Here is a 16,657-nt window from a genome sequence, read left to right as displayed (position 1 = left end):
TAAACTTATCCCTTAGGCACCTCTATAACGGATAAATCGCAGTCAGACGGGACAGTTTCGATGAACATTCACGAATATCAGGCCAAAGCACTTCTTCGCAGCTATGGCGCACCGGTGTCGGACGGCCGCGCCGTGTTGCGCGCCGAAGAAGCCAAAACCGCAGCTGGCGAACTGGACGGCCCTTTGTGGGTCATAAAGGCGCAAATCCATGCGGGTGGTCGCGGCAAGGGGTCTTTCAAAGAGGCCGACGCTGGCGAAAAAGGCGGTGTCCGTCTGACCAAGTCGGTCGAAGAGGCTGCTGAAGAAGCCAAGAAGATGCTGGGCCGCACGCTGGTCACCCATCAGACCGGCCCCGCCGGCAAGCAGGTCAACCGCATTTACATCGAGGCCGGCTCCGGCATCGAACGCGAACTGTACCTGGCCCTGCTCGTGGATCGCCAAACCAGCCGCATCTCGTTCGTGTGCTCGACCGAAGGCGGCATGGACATCGAAGAGGTGGCCGCCGCCACGCCCGAGAAAATCCTGTCCTTCTCGGTTGACCCCGCGACCGGCTATCAAGCCTATCACGGTCGCCGCATCGCGTTCTCGCTGGGTCTGCAAGGCGCGCAGGTCAAGCAATGCGTCAAACTGATGAGCCAGCTGTATGCCGCTTTCGTCGAGAAGGACATGGAGATGCTGGAGATCAACCCGCTGATCGTATCCGACAGCGGTGATCTCAAAGTGCTCGACGCCAAGGTCGGCTTTGACGGCAACGCGGTCTACCGCCACCCGGATATTGCTGAGCTACGCGACACGACCGAAGAAGACCCCAAAGAACTGGAAGCCAGCAAATACGACCTGAATTACATCGCGCTGGATGGTGAGATCGGGTGCATGGTGAATGGTGCCGGTTTAGCGATGGCCACCATGGACATCATCAAGCTCTACGGTGCTGAGCCTGCCAACTTCCTCGACGTCGGAGGCGGCGCGACCAAAGAGAAAGTGACCGAAGCGTTCAAGATCATCACCTCGGACCCGCAGGTCAAAGGCATTCTGGTCAACATCTTCGGCGGCATCATGCGCTGTGACGTGATCGCCGAGGGCGTTGTAGCCGCTGTGAAAGAAGTTGGTCTGAAAGTGCCGCTGGTCGTGCGTCTGGAAGGCACCAATGTCGAGAAGGGCAAAGAGATCATCAATACCTCTGGCCTGGACGTGATCGCGGCGGACAACCTGAAAGATGGAGCCGAGAAGATCGTTAAAGCGGTTAAGGGGTAAGTTCGGTGCGCCCGATAATCCTCTCGCTAGTTACGGCTTGTGCTTTTTGCGCTTGTGCTGCTCAAGGCCAAACCGTTTCTAAAAGTCCTGACGCCGGACCAGGTCAGCGCCTGCTTTCTCCATATGATGCTGGCGTCATATTTGCAGATACCTGTCTGATCCGCGGGCCTAACTTCGAAGATGCAGAGGAGGGTGTCCGGGTTCACAACGTGACGCAAAACTCAGAAACCGGAACGTACTATCACAACGCGGCCAACCTCTCAGTAAAGGTGGCGAACGGTCAATGTTCGTTGGTATTCGCCGCCAACAAACAAGTCGATGACACCGTGTCTCAGTTGGCACAAGGAACAGTGTCGATGGTTTATACAGTTCCAGCTGGAGTAGATGTGACATCGCGTGTCGAAGCCGATGGCCTGAGATACTTCCGCATTGCAATCAAAGCACCGGTAGCAGCGCTATAGAACAAACTGAATACATGATAGGTGATCTCGCTCATCTCAAAAAATCAAAGGAGAACGCCGGGTGGCAAGCCTCATCGATGAAAATACCAAAGTGATCTGTCAGGGCCTTGCAGGCTCTCAGAACATATCTGCATTCGATGTGGGCTCTCTGATCTGTCTGGAACTGTAACCCCATGACCATCCCCATTTTCCTCATAGGCCTAGAACGCGCCACCGGGCGGGCGCGTTTGATGGAGCAGGAGCTGCAGAAAGCAGGCCTGTCGGCGACTCGGGTCAACGCTGTTGATTGTGATGCGGCGACACGCCAGGATTTTCTGCGCGACTGTCGGGAAGAAGGGCCTTGGGGCTATTTCCACACCAAAGACATGGCCTGCACGCTGAGCCATGCCAAAGCGTGGGAGGCGCTGATTGCTTCGGGCGCGGAACAGGCGCTGATCCTTGAGGACGATGTCTTTCTGACGCCAGAACTGGCCGATTGGCTGAACGATACCGCGTGGTGGCCCGCAGATGCGGATATCGTCCGGTTCGAACGCTGGCGCAGCACAAAGCTATATGTTGCGCTTGGGCGCAAGGGGTCGTCGCATTTGGGGCGGGACCTGCGTCAGATACGGTCGCGCTATCCCGGCGGGGCCGCCTATGCCTTAACCCGGAAGGCCGCGCAGCACTTTCTTGCGCAAAAGCCTTTTGACATCACGCTTGATGGCCTGTTGTTCAACCCGTCCGCATCAGCAGCGGCACGTCAGGTCAATATCTATCAGGTCATCCCGGCCATGGTCGAACAGGGCAATGAAGCCCCCGGAGAGGTTCAGATGGGCGCGCCGCGCCAACGCCCCACCGGATGGCCGCTGTTCCGACAGAAGGTCCGGCGCGGGATCGCCGAAATCGACGGAGGGGTCCGGACCATCGCCAATCTGGCACTGGGCCGCGCCACTCTCGAAAAAATAGACTACGCGCCGCAGGTTCTGCCGGACGCGCAACCCAATCAAACCAGCATCGCCTAAGGAAAGGGACATCATGGCAGTCCTCATCGACGAAAATACCAAGGTAATCTGTCAGGGCTTTACCGGCTCGCAGGGCACATTCCACTCTGAACAGGCCATTGCGTATGGCACCAAGATGGTTGGCGGTGTGACCCCCGGCAAAGGCGGGATGGAGCATCTGGGCCTGCCCGTGTTCAATTCGGTCCACGAGGCCAAGCATGTGACCGAGGCCAATGCCTCAGTGATTTACGTGCCGCCACCGTTTGCCGCGGATTCGATCCTCGAAGCGATTGATGCCGAGATGGAGGTGATCGTCTGCATCACCGAAGGTATCCCGGTTCTGGATATGATGAAGGTGAAGCGCGCGCTGGATGGTTCAAGCTCGCGCCTGATCGGCCCGAACTGCCCCGGTGTGATCACGCCGAATGCCTGCAAGATTGGCATCATGCCCGGCCACATCCACAAGCGCGGCTCGGTTGGTGTTGTGTCGCGTTCCGGCACCCTGACTTATGAGGCCGTCAAACAGACCACCGACGTGGGTCTGGGCCAGTCGACCTGTGTGGGCATCGGCGGCGACCCGATCAAAGGCACCGAGCATATCGACGTGCTGGAATGGTTCCTGGCCGATGACGAAACCCACTCGATCATCATGATTGGTGAGATCGGCGGCTCGGCCGAGGAAGAAGCCGCACAGTTCCTGGCGGATGAAGCCAAGAAGGGTCGCAAGAAGCCAACAGCCGGTTTCATCGCAGGCCGCACAGCCCCTCCGGGCCGCCGCATGGGCCACGCGGGGGCCATCGTCGCCGGTGGCAAGGGCGGTGCCGAGGACAAGATCGAAGCCATGCGCGCCGCCGGTATCGTTGTGGCCGAAAGCCCGGCGCAGCTGGGTGAGGCTGTGCTGGAAGCGATTGGTTGATTGATGCTTGCCCGTCGCGCATATGTGCTAAGGGCAACGCCCGACCACGTGTGGGTGCAAAGCGCCCGCCCGTCAAACCTCTGGTTTACCGTCGGCGGAACGGGGCAATCAGGCGCAACCCGATGTCGCCGTAGTGCGGATGAGTATTGATGGGACCAAAGCAAGCCATATCGACGGGTTTCCGAAAATCTTTCGATCTCTCGGGCCGGGCGTCGCGGTCTGAGTTTTGGTGGTTCGCACCAGTTGCCTTCGTGTCACCGATAAGCGTTGGTTTGCTACTCGACTGGAGTATGTCCGAAAACTGGGTGTTTTGGCGACTGATCCCGATAGCGGCAGCATCTATTCCATTACTTGCCGCGATGCACCGCCGATTGCAGGATGTTGGTGAGAACGGACAACAGGCGTTCTATCCCTTTTCGACAATACTGATCATTTGGCTTGGATATCGTTTTTTGCTTGGGTTTGGACTACTAGTTGGTGGACCCATTCTTTTGTTCCTTGTAGCTCTTTTGCTTTTTGTTCCAATGCTCGTGATCGCAATAACTGCGGGTGCGATAGTTACTTCTAACATAGTCGGGATGATGCTGATCGCTTCAGAACCAGGAGTTAATCAGTTTGGACCTCCCAACGGCGAGGTTTCAATTTGACCTTCTCTAACGCCATCCGCACCTGTTTCTCCAAGTTCTTTACCTTCTCGGGCCGTGCTTCTCGGCCCGAATACTGGTTCTTTTTCCTGTTCATCGTGATCTGGAACATCATCGCTGGGATCATCGACGCGCAGTTTTTTACACAAGTCGCAGTGACTGAAACTGAGACTTCAAAATCCGTCTCTGCCACCTCCGCGCAGCCGGTGCAGAGCATCGTTGGCCTGATCGTGTTCTTCCCGCATCTGGCCGTCGCGTGGCGGCGGATGCATGATACCGGGCGCAGTGGGCTTTATGCCTTGCTGCCGATCCTGCTGATCCTTGGCGCCGGGGTCGTGCTGGTCTTTGGCATCGGCCTCGCTTCGCATTTCCAGCATGGTGGCAATCTGGACATCCTGTTCACCCGCGCCACGCTGCTGATTGTCATTCCGACACTGATCATCTTGTTTGTGTCGCCCCTCCTGGTTCTGTGGTGGTTGTCTCGCCCCAGCCAGCCAGGCACCAACCAATACGGTCCCAACCCATATGAGGTAGCCCAATGACCGAACACCTGCCCAACTCTGCCTTTCATGCCTCAAGCTTTATGCAGGGGCACAATGCCGAATATCTGGAGCAGCTTTATGCCCAATATGCGAAAGACCCGGGCGCGGTGGATGCCGCATGGGCCGATTTCTTTCGCCAGATGGGTGATGCCAAACCAGATGTCGAAAGAGAAGCCGAAGGGCCATCCTGGGCGCGGACCGACTGGCCGCCGATGCCTACGGATGATCTGACCAGCGCGTTGACTGGCGAATGGGCCGAGATCGACGCGAAAGCCGCTGGGGACAAGATCAAAGACAAGGCGGTGTCAAAGGGCGTTGAGGTCAGCGAAGATCAGATCAAACGCGCGGTGCTGGACAGCCTGCGCGCCCTGATGCTGATCCGGGCCTATCGGATCCGGGGCCATCTGGCTGCCAACCTGGACCCGCTGGGTATGCGCACCGCCAGCACACATCCCGAGCTTGACCCAAAGACCTATGGGTTTGCCGAATCCGACATGGACCGGCCAATTTTCATCGATAATGTCTTGGGCCTGCAGATGGCCTCGATGCGGCAAATCGTTGAGATCGTGAAGCGGACCTATTGTGGCACCTTTGCGCTGCAATACATGCATATCTCGAATCCCGAAGAGGCCGCCTGGCTGAAGGAGCGGATCGAGGGTTATGGCAAAGAAATTGCGTTCACCAAGGAAGGCCGCAAGGCCATCCTGAACAAGATGGTTGAATCCGAAGGGTTCGAAAAGTTCCTGCACGTGAAATACATGGGCACCAAACGCTTTGGTCTGGACGGCGGCGAAGCGCTGATCCCGGCAATGGAGCAGATCATCAAGCGCGGTGGCGCGCTGGGGGTCAACGATATCGTCATCGGCATGCCACATCGGGGCCGTCTGAACATTCTGGCCAACGTGATGCGCAAGCCATACCGCGCGATCTTCAACGAATTCCAAGGTGGTAGCTTCAAGCCCGAGGACGTGGACGGCTCGGGTGATGTGAAATACCATCTCGGAGCGTCCAGCGACCGCGAGTTCGATGGAAATTCGGTTCACTTGTCGTTAACAGCAAACCCCAGCCACCTTGAGGCCGTGAATCCAGTTGTCATTGGCAAAGTTCGCGCCAAGCAGGATCAGATGGGCGATACAGATCGCACCAAGGTCATGGGCATCCTGCTTCATGGCGACGCGGCTTTTGCGGGTCAGGGTGTTGTAGCCGAAGGGTTTGGCCTGTCCGGTCTGAAAGGCCATAGGACCGGTGGCACAATGCATATCGTGGTGAACAACCAGATCGGGTTTACCACCGCTCCGCATTTCAGCCGATCCAGCCCTTACCCAACCGACATCGCCCTGATGGTCGAAGCGCCGATCTTCCACGTCAACGGCGACGACCCCGAGGCGGTGGTACATGCGGCCAAGGTGGCAACGGAATTCCGGCAAAAGTTCCACAAGGACGTGGTTCTGGACATCTTCTGCTATCGCCGGTTCGGACACAACGAGGGTGATGAGCCCATGTTCACCAACCCAATCATGTACAAGAAGATCAAAACCCATAAGACGACGCTGTCCCTGTACACCGAACGGCTGGTCAAGGATGGGCTGATCCCCGAGGGTGAGATTGAGGATATGAAAGCCGCCTTCCAGGCGCATCTGAACGATGAGTTTGAAGCCGGCAAGGATTACAAGCCCAACAAAGCCGACTGGCTGGACGGTCGCTGGTCTCATCTGGATAAGAATAAAGATGAATATGTGCGCGGTGATACAGCGATTTCACCGGACACCCTGGCCGAGATCGGAAATGCGCTGACACATTCGCCAAAAGATGTCGCGCTGCACAAAACGGTCGGTCGCCTGCTGGATCACAAGAAGCAGATGTTTGAAGCTGGCAAAGGGTTCGACTGGGCGACCGGCGAAGCACTGGCGTTTGGGTCACTTTTGACCGAGGGCTATCCAGTGCGTCTGTCAGGGCAAGACGCGACACGCGGCACCTTCAGCCAACGCCATTCCGGGTTCATCCATCAGGAAACCGAGGAGCGGTATTATCCGCTGAACAACATCCGCGCCGGCCAGTCGCAATACGAAGTGATCGACTCGATGCTCAGCGAATATGCGGTGCTGGGTTTTGAGTACGGCTTTTCGCTGGCCGAACCGAACTCATTGGTCCTTTGGGAAGCGCAATTTGGTGACTTTGCCAACGGTGCGCAGATCATGTTCGACCAGTTCATCAGTTCTGGCGAAAGCAAATGGCTGCGCATGTCTGGTTTGGTCTGCCTTCTGCCGCACGGGTTCGAAGGTCAGGGTCCAGAACACAGTTCTGCCCGTCTTGAGCGGTTCCTGCAGATGTGCGGACAGGACAACTGGATCGTGGCGAATTGTACGACGCCTGCGAACTACTTCCACATCCTGCGTCGCCAGCTGCACAGAACATTCCGCAAGCCACTGATCCTTGTGACACCAAAGTCGCTGCTGCGCCACAAGCTGGCGGTGAGCACGGCCGAGGAATTCACCACCGGATCGAGTTTCCACCGAGTTCTGTGGGACGACGCGCAGCATGGGAATTCCGATACGAAGCTGGCGAAGGACGATAAGATCAAGCGGGTCGTGATGTGTTCCGGCAAGGTTTACTATGACCTGCTGGAAGAGCGCGACGCCCGTGGCATCGAAGATGTCTACCTGATGCGGATCGAGCAATACTATCCGTTCCCCGCGCATTCCCTGATTAACGAGCTTGAACGGTTCAAGGGTGCCGAAATCATCTGGTGTCAGGAAGAACCCAAGAATCAAGGGGCCTGGACCTTTATTGAACCCAATATCGAATGGGTGCTGACGCGTATCGGCGCCGAGAACAAACGGCCGCGCTATGTCGGTCGTGCAACATCGGCCTCGCCCGCGACGGGTCTGGCCAGCCAACACAAAGCCCAACAAGAAGCGCTGGTGAACGAAGCGCTAAGCATTGAAGGAAAATAAGCGATGTCGATTGAAGTTCGTGTTCCCACGCTTGGCGAGTCGGTAACCGAAGCCACGGTTGCGACATGGTTCAAGAAACCCGGCGATGCTGTTGCCGTGGACGAAATGCTATGTGAATTGGAGACCGACAAGGTCACAGTCGAAGTGCCATCCCCCAGTGCGGGCGTGATGGGCGAGATTGTAGCTGCCGAAGGTCAAACAGTTGGTGTTGATGCGCTGTTGGCAACGATTGCGGCCGGTGATGGTGCCGCGGCCGCGCCAGCCGCTGCAGCACCTGCCCCAGCGGCTGCACCTGCCGCTCCGGCAGCAGCCAGTGTTGACGTAATGGTGCCGACTTTAGGTGAATCTGTCACCGAAGCCACCGTTTCGACCTGGTTCAAACAGGTGGGTGATGCCGTCGCGCAGGATGAAATGCTGTGTGAATTGGAAACCGACAAGGTCTCGGTCGAAGTTCCGGCCCCGGCTGCGGGCGTTCTGGCAGAAATCGTCGCCGCAGAAGGCGCGACAGTGGACGCAACGGCCAAACTGGCAGTGATTTCGGGCGCTGCGGCCGGAACTGCTGCAGCCCCGGCGGCTGTTACGGCACCCGCCGTCGGAGGCGCCTCGGTCGGCAAGGACGTGGCCAACGCGCCATCGGCCGAAAAAGCCATGGCCGAGGCTGGTCTGTCCGCTGATCAAGTCACCGGAAGCGGCCGCGACGGTCGGATCATGAAAGAGGATGTCGCCAAAGCGGTTGCAACGGCTTCGGCGCCGGCACCTGCCTCGGCTACACCCGCACCTGCGGCACAAGCTCCGCGTGCGCCCGTCGCCGCCGAGGACGCCTCGCGTGAGGAACGCGTACGCATGACCCGTCTGCGTCAGACCATCGCCAGACGCCTGAAAGACGCACAGAACACCGCCGCGATCCTGACCACCTTCAACGAGGTGGACATGACCGAGGTGATGGCTCTGCGCAACGAATACAAAGAGCTGTTTCTAAAGAAACACGGCGTAAAACTGGGCTTCATGTCCTTCTTCACAAAAGCCTGCTGTCACGCGTTGAAAGAAGTGCCCGAGGTCAACGCCGAGATTGACGGCACCGACATTGTCTACAAGAATTTTGTGCATATGGGCGTGGCCGCCGGAACCCCGCAGGGTTTGGTGGTGCCAGTCATCCGCGATGCAGACAGCATGTCATTCGCAGCCATCGAAAAAGCCATTGCCGAAAAAGGCAAGCGCGCCCGTGATGGCAAGCTGTCCATGGCTGAGATGCAAGGCGGCACGTTCACCATCTCGAACGGCGGTGTCTACGGGTCACTCATGTCCTCACCGATCCTGAACCCGCCGCAGTCGGGCATTCTGGGCATGCACAAGATCCAGGACCGACCCATGGCCATCAATGGCGAGATCAAGATTCGTCCGATGATGTATCTGGCCTTGTCTTATGACCACCGGATCGTGGACGGCAAAGGTGCGGTGACATTCCTTGTCCGCGTGAAAGAAGCGCTGGAAGACCCGCGCCGTCTGTTGATGGATCTGTAAGTATGGCGACCCATGTGCTCTGGCAGGCCGACGTCGCAGATTTCAACGTTTGGCTAAAAGTGTTCCGCGAGGATAAGCCGATGCGCGAAGCTGCGGGTATCCATGATCTTCACATCTGGCAAGACCCCGAACAGCGCGACCACGCGGTAGCGCTGTTCGAGATCGCGGATCTGGAAAAGGCCCGCAACTTCTTCGAATCCGAGGAACTTGCGATGCACCACGAACGCGGCGGTGTGGCACATATTCAGATCAAAGTGCTGACACCCGCCTAAACCCTGATCTTTCGCCCCCGAACCAGGTGGGCGAAAGTTCGTTTTGGAAACGTTCAACAGACGCCTAACAACCAAGGAACTCGACCGGATGACCACGGAACTGACCGTCCTGTCCCTGGCCGCCCTGCTTTGGGTCGCTCAATTCGTTGCCTACCTGATTGCCGGACACGGCAGGGTCGATGTGTGGCATGCGATTGGACCACGTGACACACCCTTTGAAAAGCCGGCGGTTATGGGGCGTTTGCACCGGGCGCTGAGCAATCACACCGAAGGGCTGGTGGTTTTTGCTATTGCCGCTTTGGTCATCGCAATTTCGGGGCAGTCTAATGGGTTCACCGGGATGTGCAGCTGGATCTACCTTGTCGCGCGCGTTCTCTATGTTCCCGCCTATGCCTTTGGCTGGACCCCGTGGCGCACTGTCATCTGGATGATAGGGCTGGTCGCGACGACCGCATTGCTGTTGGCTGCTCTGTTTTGATTCCTCGGCCAGCATATATTATTCAAAAGGGGGCGGACCGCGCGACGCATGCGCATCCAACCCCGCTTAGTACAAGGACCTGACAAATGGCAAACTATGACGTCATCGTAATCGGAGCAGGGCCCGGCGGCTATGTCTGCGCCATCCGCTGTGCCCAGCTGGGGCTGAAAACCGCCGTCGTCGAAGGGCGCGAGACACTGGGCGGCACCTGCCTTAACGTCGGCTGTATCCCGTCCAAGGCGTTGCTACATGCCAGCCATCAGTTGCACGAGGCCGAACATAACTTTGCCAAGATGGGCCTGAAGGGCAAAAGCCCTTCGGTCGATTGGAAGCAGATGCAGGCCTACAAGGACGAGGTCATCGACGGCAACACCAAGGGCATCGAGTTTCTGTTCAAGAAGAACAAGATCGACTGGCTCAAAGGTTGGGGATCAATCCCCAAGGCCGGTCAGGTCAAGGTCGGCGATGACATTCACGAGGCCAAGAACATCATCATCGCGTCGGGGTCCGAGCCATCTTCGCTGCCGGGCGTAACCGTCGACGAGAAGGTTGTTGTCACCTCAACCGGCGCGCTGGCGTTAACTAAGATCCCAAAGAAAATGGTCGTGATCGGCGCAGGTGTGATCGGGTTGGAACTGGGCTCGGTCTATCAGCGGCTTGGGGCCGAGGTCACCGTGATCGAATTCCTCGACGTGATCACACCGGGCATGGACCCCGAGGTGCAAAAGACCTTCGCGCGTATTCTCAAAAAGCAGGGGCTTAAGTTTGTCATGGGCGCCGCGGTTCAAAAGACAGAGGCCACCAAGACCAAGGCCAAGGTCACTTACAAGAAGCGCAAGGATGACAGCGAACATGTGATCGATGCCGATACGGTTCTGGTTGCAACTGGCCGCAAGCCATTCTCAGACGGTCTGGGGTTGGACGCACTGGGGGTTGAGATGACGCCGCGCGGACAGATCAAAGTTGGCGCTGACTGGCAGACCAACGTTCCGGGTATCTATGCCATCGGCGATGTGACCGAAGGTCCTATGCTGGCGCATAAAGCCGAAGATGAGGGCATGGCCGCCGCCGAGCAGGTGGCAGGCAAGCATGGACATGTGAACTACGGCGTCATTCCGGGCGTGATCTACACATGGCCCGAGGTTGCCAATGTCGGCGAGACCGAGGAGACGCTCAAGGAACAGGGTCGCGCCTATAAGGTCGGCAAGTTCATGTTCATGGGCAATGGGCGTGCCAAGGCCAACTTTGCCGCCGATGGCTTTGTAAAGATCCTGGCGGACAAGGAAACTGACCGCATTCTGGGCGCACATATTATCGGCCCGGCGGCCGGTGATCTGATCCACGAGGTCTGCGTGGCCATGGAATTCGGCGCATCTGCCGAAGATCTGGCGCTGACCTGTCACGCGCACCCGACTTACTCCGAGGCCGTGCGCGAAGCCGCACTCGCCTGCGGCGACGGGCCAATCCACAGCTGACACCAAGACCCCGGTGGCTATGTCTCCGGGGTCAACCACGCTTTAAGATAGATTTCCAACCTGTCTTCGAAACTCTGCACTTCGTGTAACGCGCAGAATTTCAGGGACATGGCTTGAATCGCAAAGGCCTGAACGCCTTCGGCGAGCAAATCCGCAGAGACATCTTTACGCACATCCGCATCTTCAAGCCAACTCTCAACCACGCGAAAGTACCGTTCAAAACAATGCGCAATGGGGCCGATTTCGGCAACAGCGGCTGCACCGGAATAGCGTATCAACAGATCAAACACATACCGCTCGGACGTCATGAAACTGTGAATGGGTTTCAGGATGCGGACAAGCTCGGGCACGGTTTTTGGCGGTATATTGGCTTCAATCTGATTGAAGATTGCACTCAATCTCTCACCGATCAGAATTTCCATCAGGGCATCTTTGTCGCGAAAATGCGCAAAGAATGTACCCTTGGCGACACCTGCCGCTTTTACAACTTCTTCAACGCGCAGGGCCTCGTAGCCTTCGCCGTGAATCACCTCTTCCGACGCTGCAAGCAATCGGGCGCGTGTCTTGAGGGTGCGTTTTTGAACTGTCTTTTGCATATGGCTTTTTCACATGTTTTTTGACCATGGTCAAATTTTTATTGACCGCGGTCATTTTATAAACTAAGAAACTGACCATGGTCAATTTTAGGAGAACCCTCATGCACCCCAAAAAGATATTCATCCTCGATGGGCACCCCGCTGAAAGCAGCCTGTCCCGTACCTTTGCGCAGACCTACGAAGCCGCCGCCCGTGGCAAAGGGCACGAGGTTCGGTTGGTACATCTAAGTGATTTGCAGTTCGATTTTGATTTTGGACAAGGCAACTATAAAAACTTCAAACCGCTTGAGCCGGTGTTGGATCAGGTCCTGCAGGACATTGAATGGAGCGACCATCTGGTCCTGACCACGCCAATGTGGTGGGGTGGTCTGCCGGCAAAGCTAAAAGGATTGATTGATCGGATGTTCATCCCCGGACGGACATTCGACACACGGAATACTACCAAGATCGGGCTCCCGGCCCCAATGCTGACCGGTCGTACGGCGCGGGTTATTTTGACGTCAGACACACCTGGCTGGTTCATGCGCCTGATCTATCGGCAAGCCTTGATACGCCAGGTACGCGATCAAATTCTGGGTTTTGTCGGTTTCAAACCAACACGCTTTACCTATTTTTCTGGCGCCAGTTACCCCAAACCAGGCAGCGTAGAGCGATGGATCGAAAAAGTATCCAGGATCGGAGCTGCGGCGGTTTGACCCTTAGATCAAGGGAAACCTACCACATCGTTTTGGCGGCGCGTACTCCCCATTCCTGGTCATACTGCGCGCCGCCCTCTTCTCCCGCTGTCATCTCAGCCAGAATTTCACCCACAGTCGGCAACGCGGCAGTTTCATCGCCAGAGGTCCATGTCCCGGCCCGCATCAACGCGCGCGCGCATTGCGTATAGATTTCACCGATCTCCACAACGATCACCGTCGCAGGCCACTTCCCATGTTTCTCGAAACGGGCACGCAGGGCTTCATCTGCAGTCAGCCGCGCGGTTCCAATCAGCCGAACCACGTTGTTTGACCCCGGAACAATAAACAAAAGCGAAACACGCGGATCACGCACGATGTTGCGCAGCGAATCCAACCGGTTATTACCCCGCCAATCCGGCATGGCCAGAGTGCCTGGGTCCAGTTCAAAAACAACCGGATCGTCATCGCCACGCGGGCTGCCATCGACCCCCTCTGGCCCCACGGTGCTAAGAATGCACAGGCGCGAGGACATTATCCATTTGCGATAAAGTGGCGTTAATCGACGCGCCACTTTCCGCAATGCGGGCGCTCCGGGCGCGCTATACAACGCCTCCAGCGTTTCGATGCCATCAATGAACTTCATCGGGATCAAACCCCACTTCCCGCATCAGCGCATCCGAGCGCGTTTCGATCGCATCTTCCAGTCGCCGCAGAAATTCATCGCGCTGCACACCGGGTTCGATCGGGTCCAGAAAATCGACAATCGCCAACCCCGGTTTGCGCATGATTCCTGTCCGTGGCCAGAAGACGCCCGCATTTGTTGCAACCGGAACGCAAGGGAATCCAAGCCCTTCATACAATACGGCCGTTCCGACTTTATAGGGTTTATGCGCACCCGGCGCGACCCGCGTCCCTTGCGGATAGATCACCAACTGCCCTGGTTCGGTGAACTCTTTGGCAACGTCCTTGACCATCTTGGCCACTGCTGCGCCCTTCTTGCCACGGTTAACCGCGATGCATCCCAATCGGCGCGCATACAGGCCGATGATCGGGGTCCACAGCAATTCGCGCTTCATGATAAACTTGCCATGCGGGATCGCGCTAAAGATCATGATAATGTCCAGAAAGGACTGATGCTTGGCGCCCACGACAACTTCGGCCGTAGGCGCAGTCCCACGCACTTCGCAACGAATTCCAACAATCCAGCGGGCCAACCACATCGTGCTGCGCGCGTAGGTTCTGCAGGCCTGCGACGCCCCTTGTTTGGCAAACAGTGCATAGGGCGCAAATACGATGCCGAGAATCAGCATCCAGGCGTAGATCACGATCATGAAGATCAACGAGCGGACCCATTGAATGGCCATGGGTATCATGAAAGCTCCTTCAATTTACGACGGGCTGCTGTCCAGGTGGCGAAAAAGGCAACCATGGCGCCCAGAACGGGAATGAAAATGGGTAGGGCCCAGTCGCCGCCCTGAAAGCCTACTCCGGTCAGAAAGCCGCCGGTATCCGAAGCCTCAGGTAGCAGTAACACGCCGGTCAATCCCAGCAGGGTTCCCACGGCCGCACCAAAAAAGGCGCGATAGGTGAAGCGGCGGACGAAGGCCCCGGCAATGAACCGATCACGTGCACCCACCTGGCGCAGAACCTCGATGATTTGCGCATTGGCGGCAAGCGACGCGTTGGCAGCCAATGTGATCATGGCCGCCGTGGCGCTGCCGATCAGCAAGATCGACACCCATCCCAGGCGTCGCAGAGACATTGCTGCATCAACCAAAGGTTCGCGCCATCTTGTGTGATCGTCCAGAACAGCCCCAGGAACTTCGGCCCCCAGCCGCAGGCGCAACCCGGCGGCATCCAGTCCCGGGTCACCTTCGACGATTTCAATCAGTTGCGGGATGGGCAGAGTGTCCAGCGGCAGGTCAGGCCCAAACCACGGAGCCAGCAGAGCCGCCTGTTCTTCTGCGGTCAGCGCGCGCGCCGACGCAACGCCCGGGGTCTGGCCCAGAACGGTCAACGCGGCGTTGGTTTGGGCCGCAAGCTGTTCCGCCGGGGCGTTAATACGCAGGGTTGCAGCGCCCGCCAGTTCCGACGCCCAACGGTCAGCAATCCTGCCCGAGGCCAGCGACAAAGCCAGAGCGAACACGGCGAGAAAGGCCATTGCTCCGGACACGAACAGGGTCAGATGTGCAGTGTACCCAGTTGGCGGCACAACCCGGTCGGCGCGTGCATCGCGGCGCAGCAGGTTGCGAATATCACCAGTGCTCATAGATCCGCTCCTGCCAGTTGCAACCGCCGCTGCGAGATCCGCAAGACTCGGGCCTGCACCTGACTTTTGGCCGCGCGGATCAAGCTCAGATCATGTGTCGCAATCAGAACGGTTTTGCCCATCCGGTTCAGTTCGATCAGCAGACGCAGCAAGCGTTGCGACATCTCCCAGTCCACATTTCCTGTTGGTTCATCCGCAAGCACAACGTCGGGTGACAGGATGAGAGCGCGTGCCAAAGCCGCGCGCTGACGCTCCCCCCCGGACAATTCCGGCGGTCTGGCTTCTAGCCGGGGGCCAAGACCCACCCAACTCAGCAGCTCGGTCAGGTTGTCCTGCTCAGCCGATTCTGCACGCCCTGAAACCATCAGTGGCAAAGCGACATTCTCACCCAGGGTCATGTGATCCAGAAACTGGCAGTCCTGATGCACGACGCCAATTCGACGGCGCAACAGGGCCATCTGATCCCGATCCAGCAGAGAGATATCCTGATCAAAAGCGCTCAGCCGTCCCGATGTTGGCAGCAGCGCCCCATAACAAAGCTTGAGCAGCGTTGTTTTCCCTGCTCCCGAAGGGCCGGTCAGAAAATGAAAGGACCCCGGCTGCAGCTGCACCGATACATCGCTCAGCAATTCGCCGCCGCCATAGGTGTAGCTGACATTTTCCAGCTCGATCACACTTGCCCCCATTTACTTTGCCGCTCTTCTTGCCCGAGCGCGGTTGTGGTTTCAATGCCGTCACCGGGTCCAATTGGTGACACTTAGTCCGTGAAACCGAAAACGCCCTTTGCTGTTAGGTCTTAACGGAATATCATTCCTGAAAAAACCAATAACGGTCCGTTTTACGGTCGGGGAGGCAGTATGCGTCTTACATGTCCAAATTGCAGCGCCCAATACGAGGTCCCGGACGAGGTCATCCCCGAGGAAGGCCGCGATGTGCAATGTTCAAATTGCGATCAAACCTGGTTTCAGGCCAAACATCCGACCGACGAGATATCTGAACCTGCACAGGTAGAAGATGACGCCGCCGACGCGGATGCACCTGCTGTTGAGGCGGAGACCTCGGAAGACGAGATAGCGGACTCAACGACCGAAGAAACGTCGACAAAGCCTGAGCCTGAGCCTGAGCCTGAGAAAGCGTCTGAAGAACCCACAGGAAATGTGGACCCCTCAGTTGCCAGTATTTTACAGGAAGAGGCCGCCCGCGAGGCGGAATTGCGTGCTCAGGAAGGCGGAGGACTGGAAACCCAGCCCGATCTGGCATTGGACACCCCACCTGAACCAAAAATCGAGCCCAAACGACCTTCCGCCTCAGTGACAGCTGAAGACGCGGGGCAGAAAGAAGCGCTGCCGGATGTTGACGCAATCAACTCCACCATGCGCGCCGAGATGACCGAGATTGAAGCACCGGTCCGCAAGTCCGGTGGGTTTGTCCGTGGTTTCGCCCTGATGTTGATCATTGGTGTGATTCTGTACTTGATTTACGGCAACGCCCAACAAATCAGCGAAGCAGTGCCGCAGGCGGATCCTGTCCTGAACTCCTATGTCTCGCTGGTGGATCAGGCAAGAATCTGGCTTGAAACCCAGGCCGGTTCAGGCGCGTCCCAAAACTGACGCGCCAA

18 protein-coding genes are annotated in these 16,657 nt (G+C 57.5%); 13 read left to right on the top strand and 5 right to left on the bottom strand.

What is annotated here, in order from left to right; genetic code table 11:
- The first annotated feature begins 60 nt into the window (after positions 1 to 60).
- From sucC to lpdA, 11 genes are all read left to right on the top strand, one after another.
- The gene (gene sucC / locus D9K61_RS06370; protein ID WP_120632405.1) at positions 61 to 1,254 is read left to right on the top strand and encodes an ADP-forming succinate--CoA ligase subunit beta; all 1,194 of its coding nucleotides are present in this window, start codon (positions 61 to 63) and stop codon (positions 1,252 to 1,254) included.
- Positions 1,255 to 1,463: 209 nt separating this feature from the next.
- A complete protein-coding gene (locus tag D9K61_RS06365; protein ID WP_120632404.1) occupies positions 1,464 to 1,715 on the top strand; it encodes a hypothetical protein in 252 nt (83 codons plus the stop codon).
- 173 nt (positions 1,716 to 1,888) lie between these two features.
- The gene (locus tag D9K61_RS06360; RefSeq protein WP_120632403.1) at positions 1,889 to 2,716 is read left to right on the top strand and encodes a glycosyltransferase family 25 protein; all 828 of its coding nucleotides are present in this window, start codon (positions 1,889 to 1,891) and stop codon (positions 2,714 to 2,716) included.
- A gap of 13 nt (positions 2,717 to 2,729) precedes the next feature.
- Entirely contained in the window at positions 2,730 to 3,611 is an 882-nt protein-coding gene (sucD, locus tag D9K61_RS06355; RefSeq protein WP_120632402.1) for a succinate--CoA ligase subunit alpha, read from the top strand.
- Between the two features lie 149 nt (positions 3,612 to 3,760).
- A complete protein-coding gene (locus D9K61_RS06350; RefSeq protein ID WP_120632401.1) occupies positions 3,761 to 4,258 on the top strand; it encodes a DUF805 domain-containing protein in 498 nt (165 codons plus the stop codon).
- Positions 4,255 to 4,797, top strand: coding sequence for a DUF805 domain-containing protein (locus D9K61_RS06345; protein ID WP_120632400.1), 543 nt, complete (start codon positions 4,255 to 4,257; stop codon positions 4,795 to 4,797). Before D9K61_RS06350 ends, D9K61_RS06345 begins: the two co-directional genes overlap by 4 nt.
- Complete coding sequence (locus D9K61_RS06340) at positions 4,794 to 7,751, top strand: 2-oxoglutarate dehydrogenase E1 component (protein ID WP_120632399.1); 2,958 nt, start codon at positions 4,794 to 4,796, stop codon at positions 7,749 to 7,751. Before D9K61_RS06345 ends, D9K61_RS06340 begins: the two co-directional genes overlap by 4 nt.
- 3 nt (positions 7,752 to 7,754) lie before the next feature.
- Positions 7,755 to 9,272 (top strand): 2-oxoglutarate dehydrogenase complex dihydrolipoyllysine-residue succinyltransferase, encoded by a 1,518-nt coding sequence (gene odhB / locus D9K61_RS06335; RefSeq protein WP_120632398.1) that lies wholly within the window; start codon positions 7,755 to 7,757, stop codon positions 9,270 to 9,272.
- A 2-nt stretch (positions 9,273 to 9,274) separates the two neighbouring features.
- Positions 9,275 to 9,544 (top strand): hypothetical protein, encoded by a 270-nt coding sequence (locus tag D9K61_RS06330; RefSeq protein ID WP_120632397.1) that lies wholly within the window; start codon positions 9,275 to 9,277, stop codon positions 9,542 to 9,544.
- Between the two features lie 88 nt (positions 9,545 to 9,632).
- Positions 9,633 to 10,022, top strand: a complete 390-nt coding sequence (locus D9K61_RS06325) for an MAPEG family protein (RefSeq protein WP_120632396.1) — start codon at positions 9,633 to 9,635, stop codon at positions 10,020 to 10,022.
- A gap of 86 nt (positions 10,023 to 10,108) precedes the next feature.
- Positions 10,109 to 11,497 (top strand): dihydrolipoyl dehydrogenase, encoded by a 1,389-nt coding sequence (lpdA, locus tag D9K61_RS06320; protein ID WP_120632395.1) that lies wholly within the window; start codon positions 10,109 to 10,111, stop codon positions 11,495 to 11,497.
- A 17-nt stretch (positions 11,498 to 11,514) separates the two neighbouring features.
- On the opposite strand, the gene D9K61_RS06315 is transcribed toward lpdA, so the two are convergent.
- Positions 11,515 to 12,093: a TetR/AcrR family transcriptional regulator gene (locus D9K61_RS06315; RefSeq protein WP_120632394.1), complete on the bottom strand. Its 579-nt coding sequence runs from the start codon at positions 12,091 to 12,093 to the stop codon at positions 11,515 to 11,517.
- 101 nt (positions 12,094 to 12,194) lie between these two features.
- On the opposite strand from D9K61_RS06315, the gene D9K61_RS06310 reads away from it, so the two are divergent.
- Positions 12,195 to 12,788: an NAD(P)H-dependent oxidoreductase gene (locus D9K61_RS06310; RefSeq protein WP_120632393.1), complete on the top strand. Its 594-nt coding sequence runs from the start codon at positions 12,195 to 12,197 to the stop codon at positions 12,786 to 12,788.
- Positions 12,789 to 12,807: 19 nt separating this feature from the next.
- Here the strand turns inward: D9K61_RS06310 and D9K61_RS06305 are convergent, their stop codons facing one another.
- Genes D9K61_RS06305 through D9K61_RS06290 form a run of 4 tightly spaced genes read right to left on the bottom strand, consistent with a single transcriptional unit; the run spans position 12,808 to position 15,713 of the window.
- Positions 12,808 to 13,413 carry a pyridoxamine 5'-phosphate oxidase family protein gene (locus D9K61_RS06305; RefSeq protein ID WP_120632392.1) on the bottom strand — a complete coding sequence of 202 codons (606 nt, stop codon included), beginning with the start codon at positions 13,411 to 13,413 and terminating at the stop codon, positions 12,808 to 12,810.
- On the bottom strand, positions 13,400 to 14,143 hold the full coding sequence (locus D9K61_RS06300) for a lysophospholipid acyltransferase family protein (RefSeq protein ID WP_371688460.1): 744 nt from the start codon (positions 14,141 to 14,143) through the stop codon (positions 13,400 to 13,402). The genes D9K61_RS06305 and D9K61_RS06300 overlap by 14 nt, the downstream gene beginning before the upstream one ends.
- Positions 14,140 to 15,039, bottom strand: a complete 900-nt coding sequence (locus D9K61_RS06295) for an ABC transporter permease (RefSeq protein ID WP_120632391.1) — start codon at positions 15,037 to 15,039, stop codon at positions 14,140 to 14,142. The genes D9K61_RS06300 and D9K61_RS06295 overlap by 4 nt, the downstream gene beginning before the upstream one ends.
- Positions 15,036 to 15,713: a cell division ATP-binding protein FtsE gene (locus D9K61_RS06290; protein WP_120632513.1), complete on the bottom strand. Its 678-nt coding sequence runs from the start codon at positions 15,711 to 15,713 to the stop codon at positions 15,036 to 15,038. Before D9K61_RS06290 ends, D9K61_RS06295 begins: the two co-directional genes overlap by 4 nt.
- Positions 15,714 to 15,896: 183 nt before the next feature.
- Between D9K61_RS06290 and D9K61_RS06285 the strand changes: the two genes are divergently transcribed.
- Positions 15,897 to 16,649, top strand: coding sequence for a zinc-ribbon domain-containing protein (locus D9K61_RS06285; protein WP_120632390.1), 753 nt, complete (start codon positions 15,897 to 15,899; stop codon positions 16,647 to 16,649).
- Positions 16,650 to 16,657 lie beyond the last annotated feature (8 nt).

Source organism: Ruegeria sp. EL01 (genome assembly GCF_900313035.1).
Taxonomy (GTDB): domain Bacteria; phylum Pseudomonadota; class Alphaproteobacteria; order Rhodobacterales; family Rhodobacteraceae; genus Ruegeria.
Note: the sequence above shows the minus strand (reverse complement) of the source record. Positions and strands in the feature narration are given on the sequence as shown.

Coding starts and splice junctions, on each gene's coding strand:
- sucC (WP_120632405.1), top strand. CDS start 61: ATGAACATTCACGAATATCAGGCCAAAGCACTTCTTCGCAGCTATGGC.
- D9K61_RS06360 (WP_120632403.1), top strand. CDS start 1,889: ATGACCATCCCCATTTTCCTCATAGGCCTAGAACGCGCCACCGGGCGG.
- sucD (WP_120632402.1), top strand. CDS start 2,730: ATGGCAGTCCTCATCGACGAAAATACCAAGGTAATCTGTCAGGGCTTT.
- D9K61_RS06350 (WP_120632401.1), top strand. CDS start 3,761: ATGGGACCAAAGCAAGCCATATCGACGGGTTTCCGAAAATCTTTCGAT.
- D9K61_RS06340 (WP_120632399.1), top strand. CDS start 4,794: ATGACCGAACACCTGCCCAACTCTGCCTTTCATGCCTCAAGCTTTATG.
- odhB (WP_120632398.1), top strand. CDS start 7,755: ATGTCGATTGAAGTTCGTGTTCCCACGCTTGGCGAGTCGGTAACCGAA.
- D9K61_RS06330 (WP_120632397.1), top strand. CDS start 9,275: ATGGCGACCCATGTGCTCTGGCAGGCCGACGTCGCAGATTTCAACGTT.
- D9K61_RS06325 (WP_120632396.1), top strand. CDS start 9,633: ATGACCACGGAACTGACCGTCCTGTCCCTGGCCGCCCTGCTTTGGGTC.
- lpdA (WP_120632395.1), top strand. CDS start 10,109: ATGGCAAACTATGACGTCATCGTAATCGGAGCAGGGCCCGGCGGCTAT.
- D9K61_RS06315 (WP_120632394.1), bottom strand. CDS start 12,093: ATGCAAAAGACAGTTCAAAAACGCACCCTCAAGACACGCGCCCGATTG.
- D9K61_RS06310 (WP_120632393.1), top strand. CDS start 12,195: ATGCACCCCAAAAAGATATTCATCCTCGATGGGCACCCCGCTGAAAGC.
- D9K61_RS06305 (WP_120632392.1), bottom strand. CDS start 13,413: ATGAAGTTCATTGATGGCATCGAAACGCTGGAGGCGTTGTATAGCGCG.
- D9K61_RS06300 (WP_371688460.1), bottom strand. CDS start 14,143: ATGATACCCATGGCCATTCAATGGGTCCGCTCGTTGATCTTCATGATC.
- D9K61_RS06295 (WP_120632391.1), bottom strand. CDS start 15,039: ATGAGCACTGGTGATATTCGCAACCTGCTGCGCCGCGATGCACGCGCC.
- D9K61_RS06285 (WP_120632390.1), top strand. CDS start 15,897: ATGCGTCTTACATGTCCAAATTGCAGCGCCCAATACGAGGTCCCGGAC.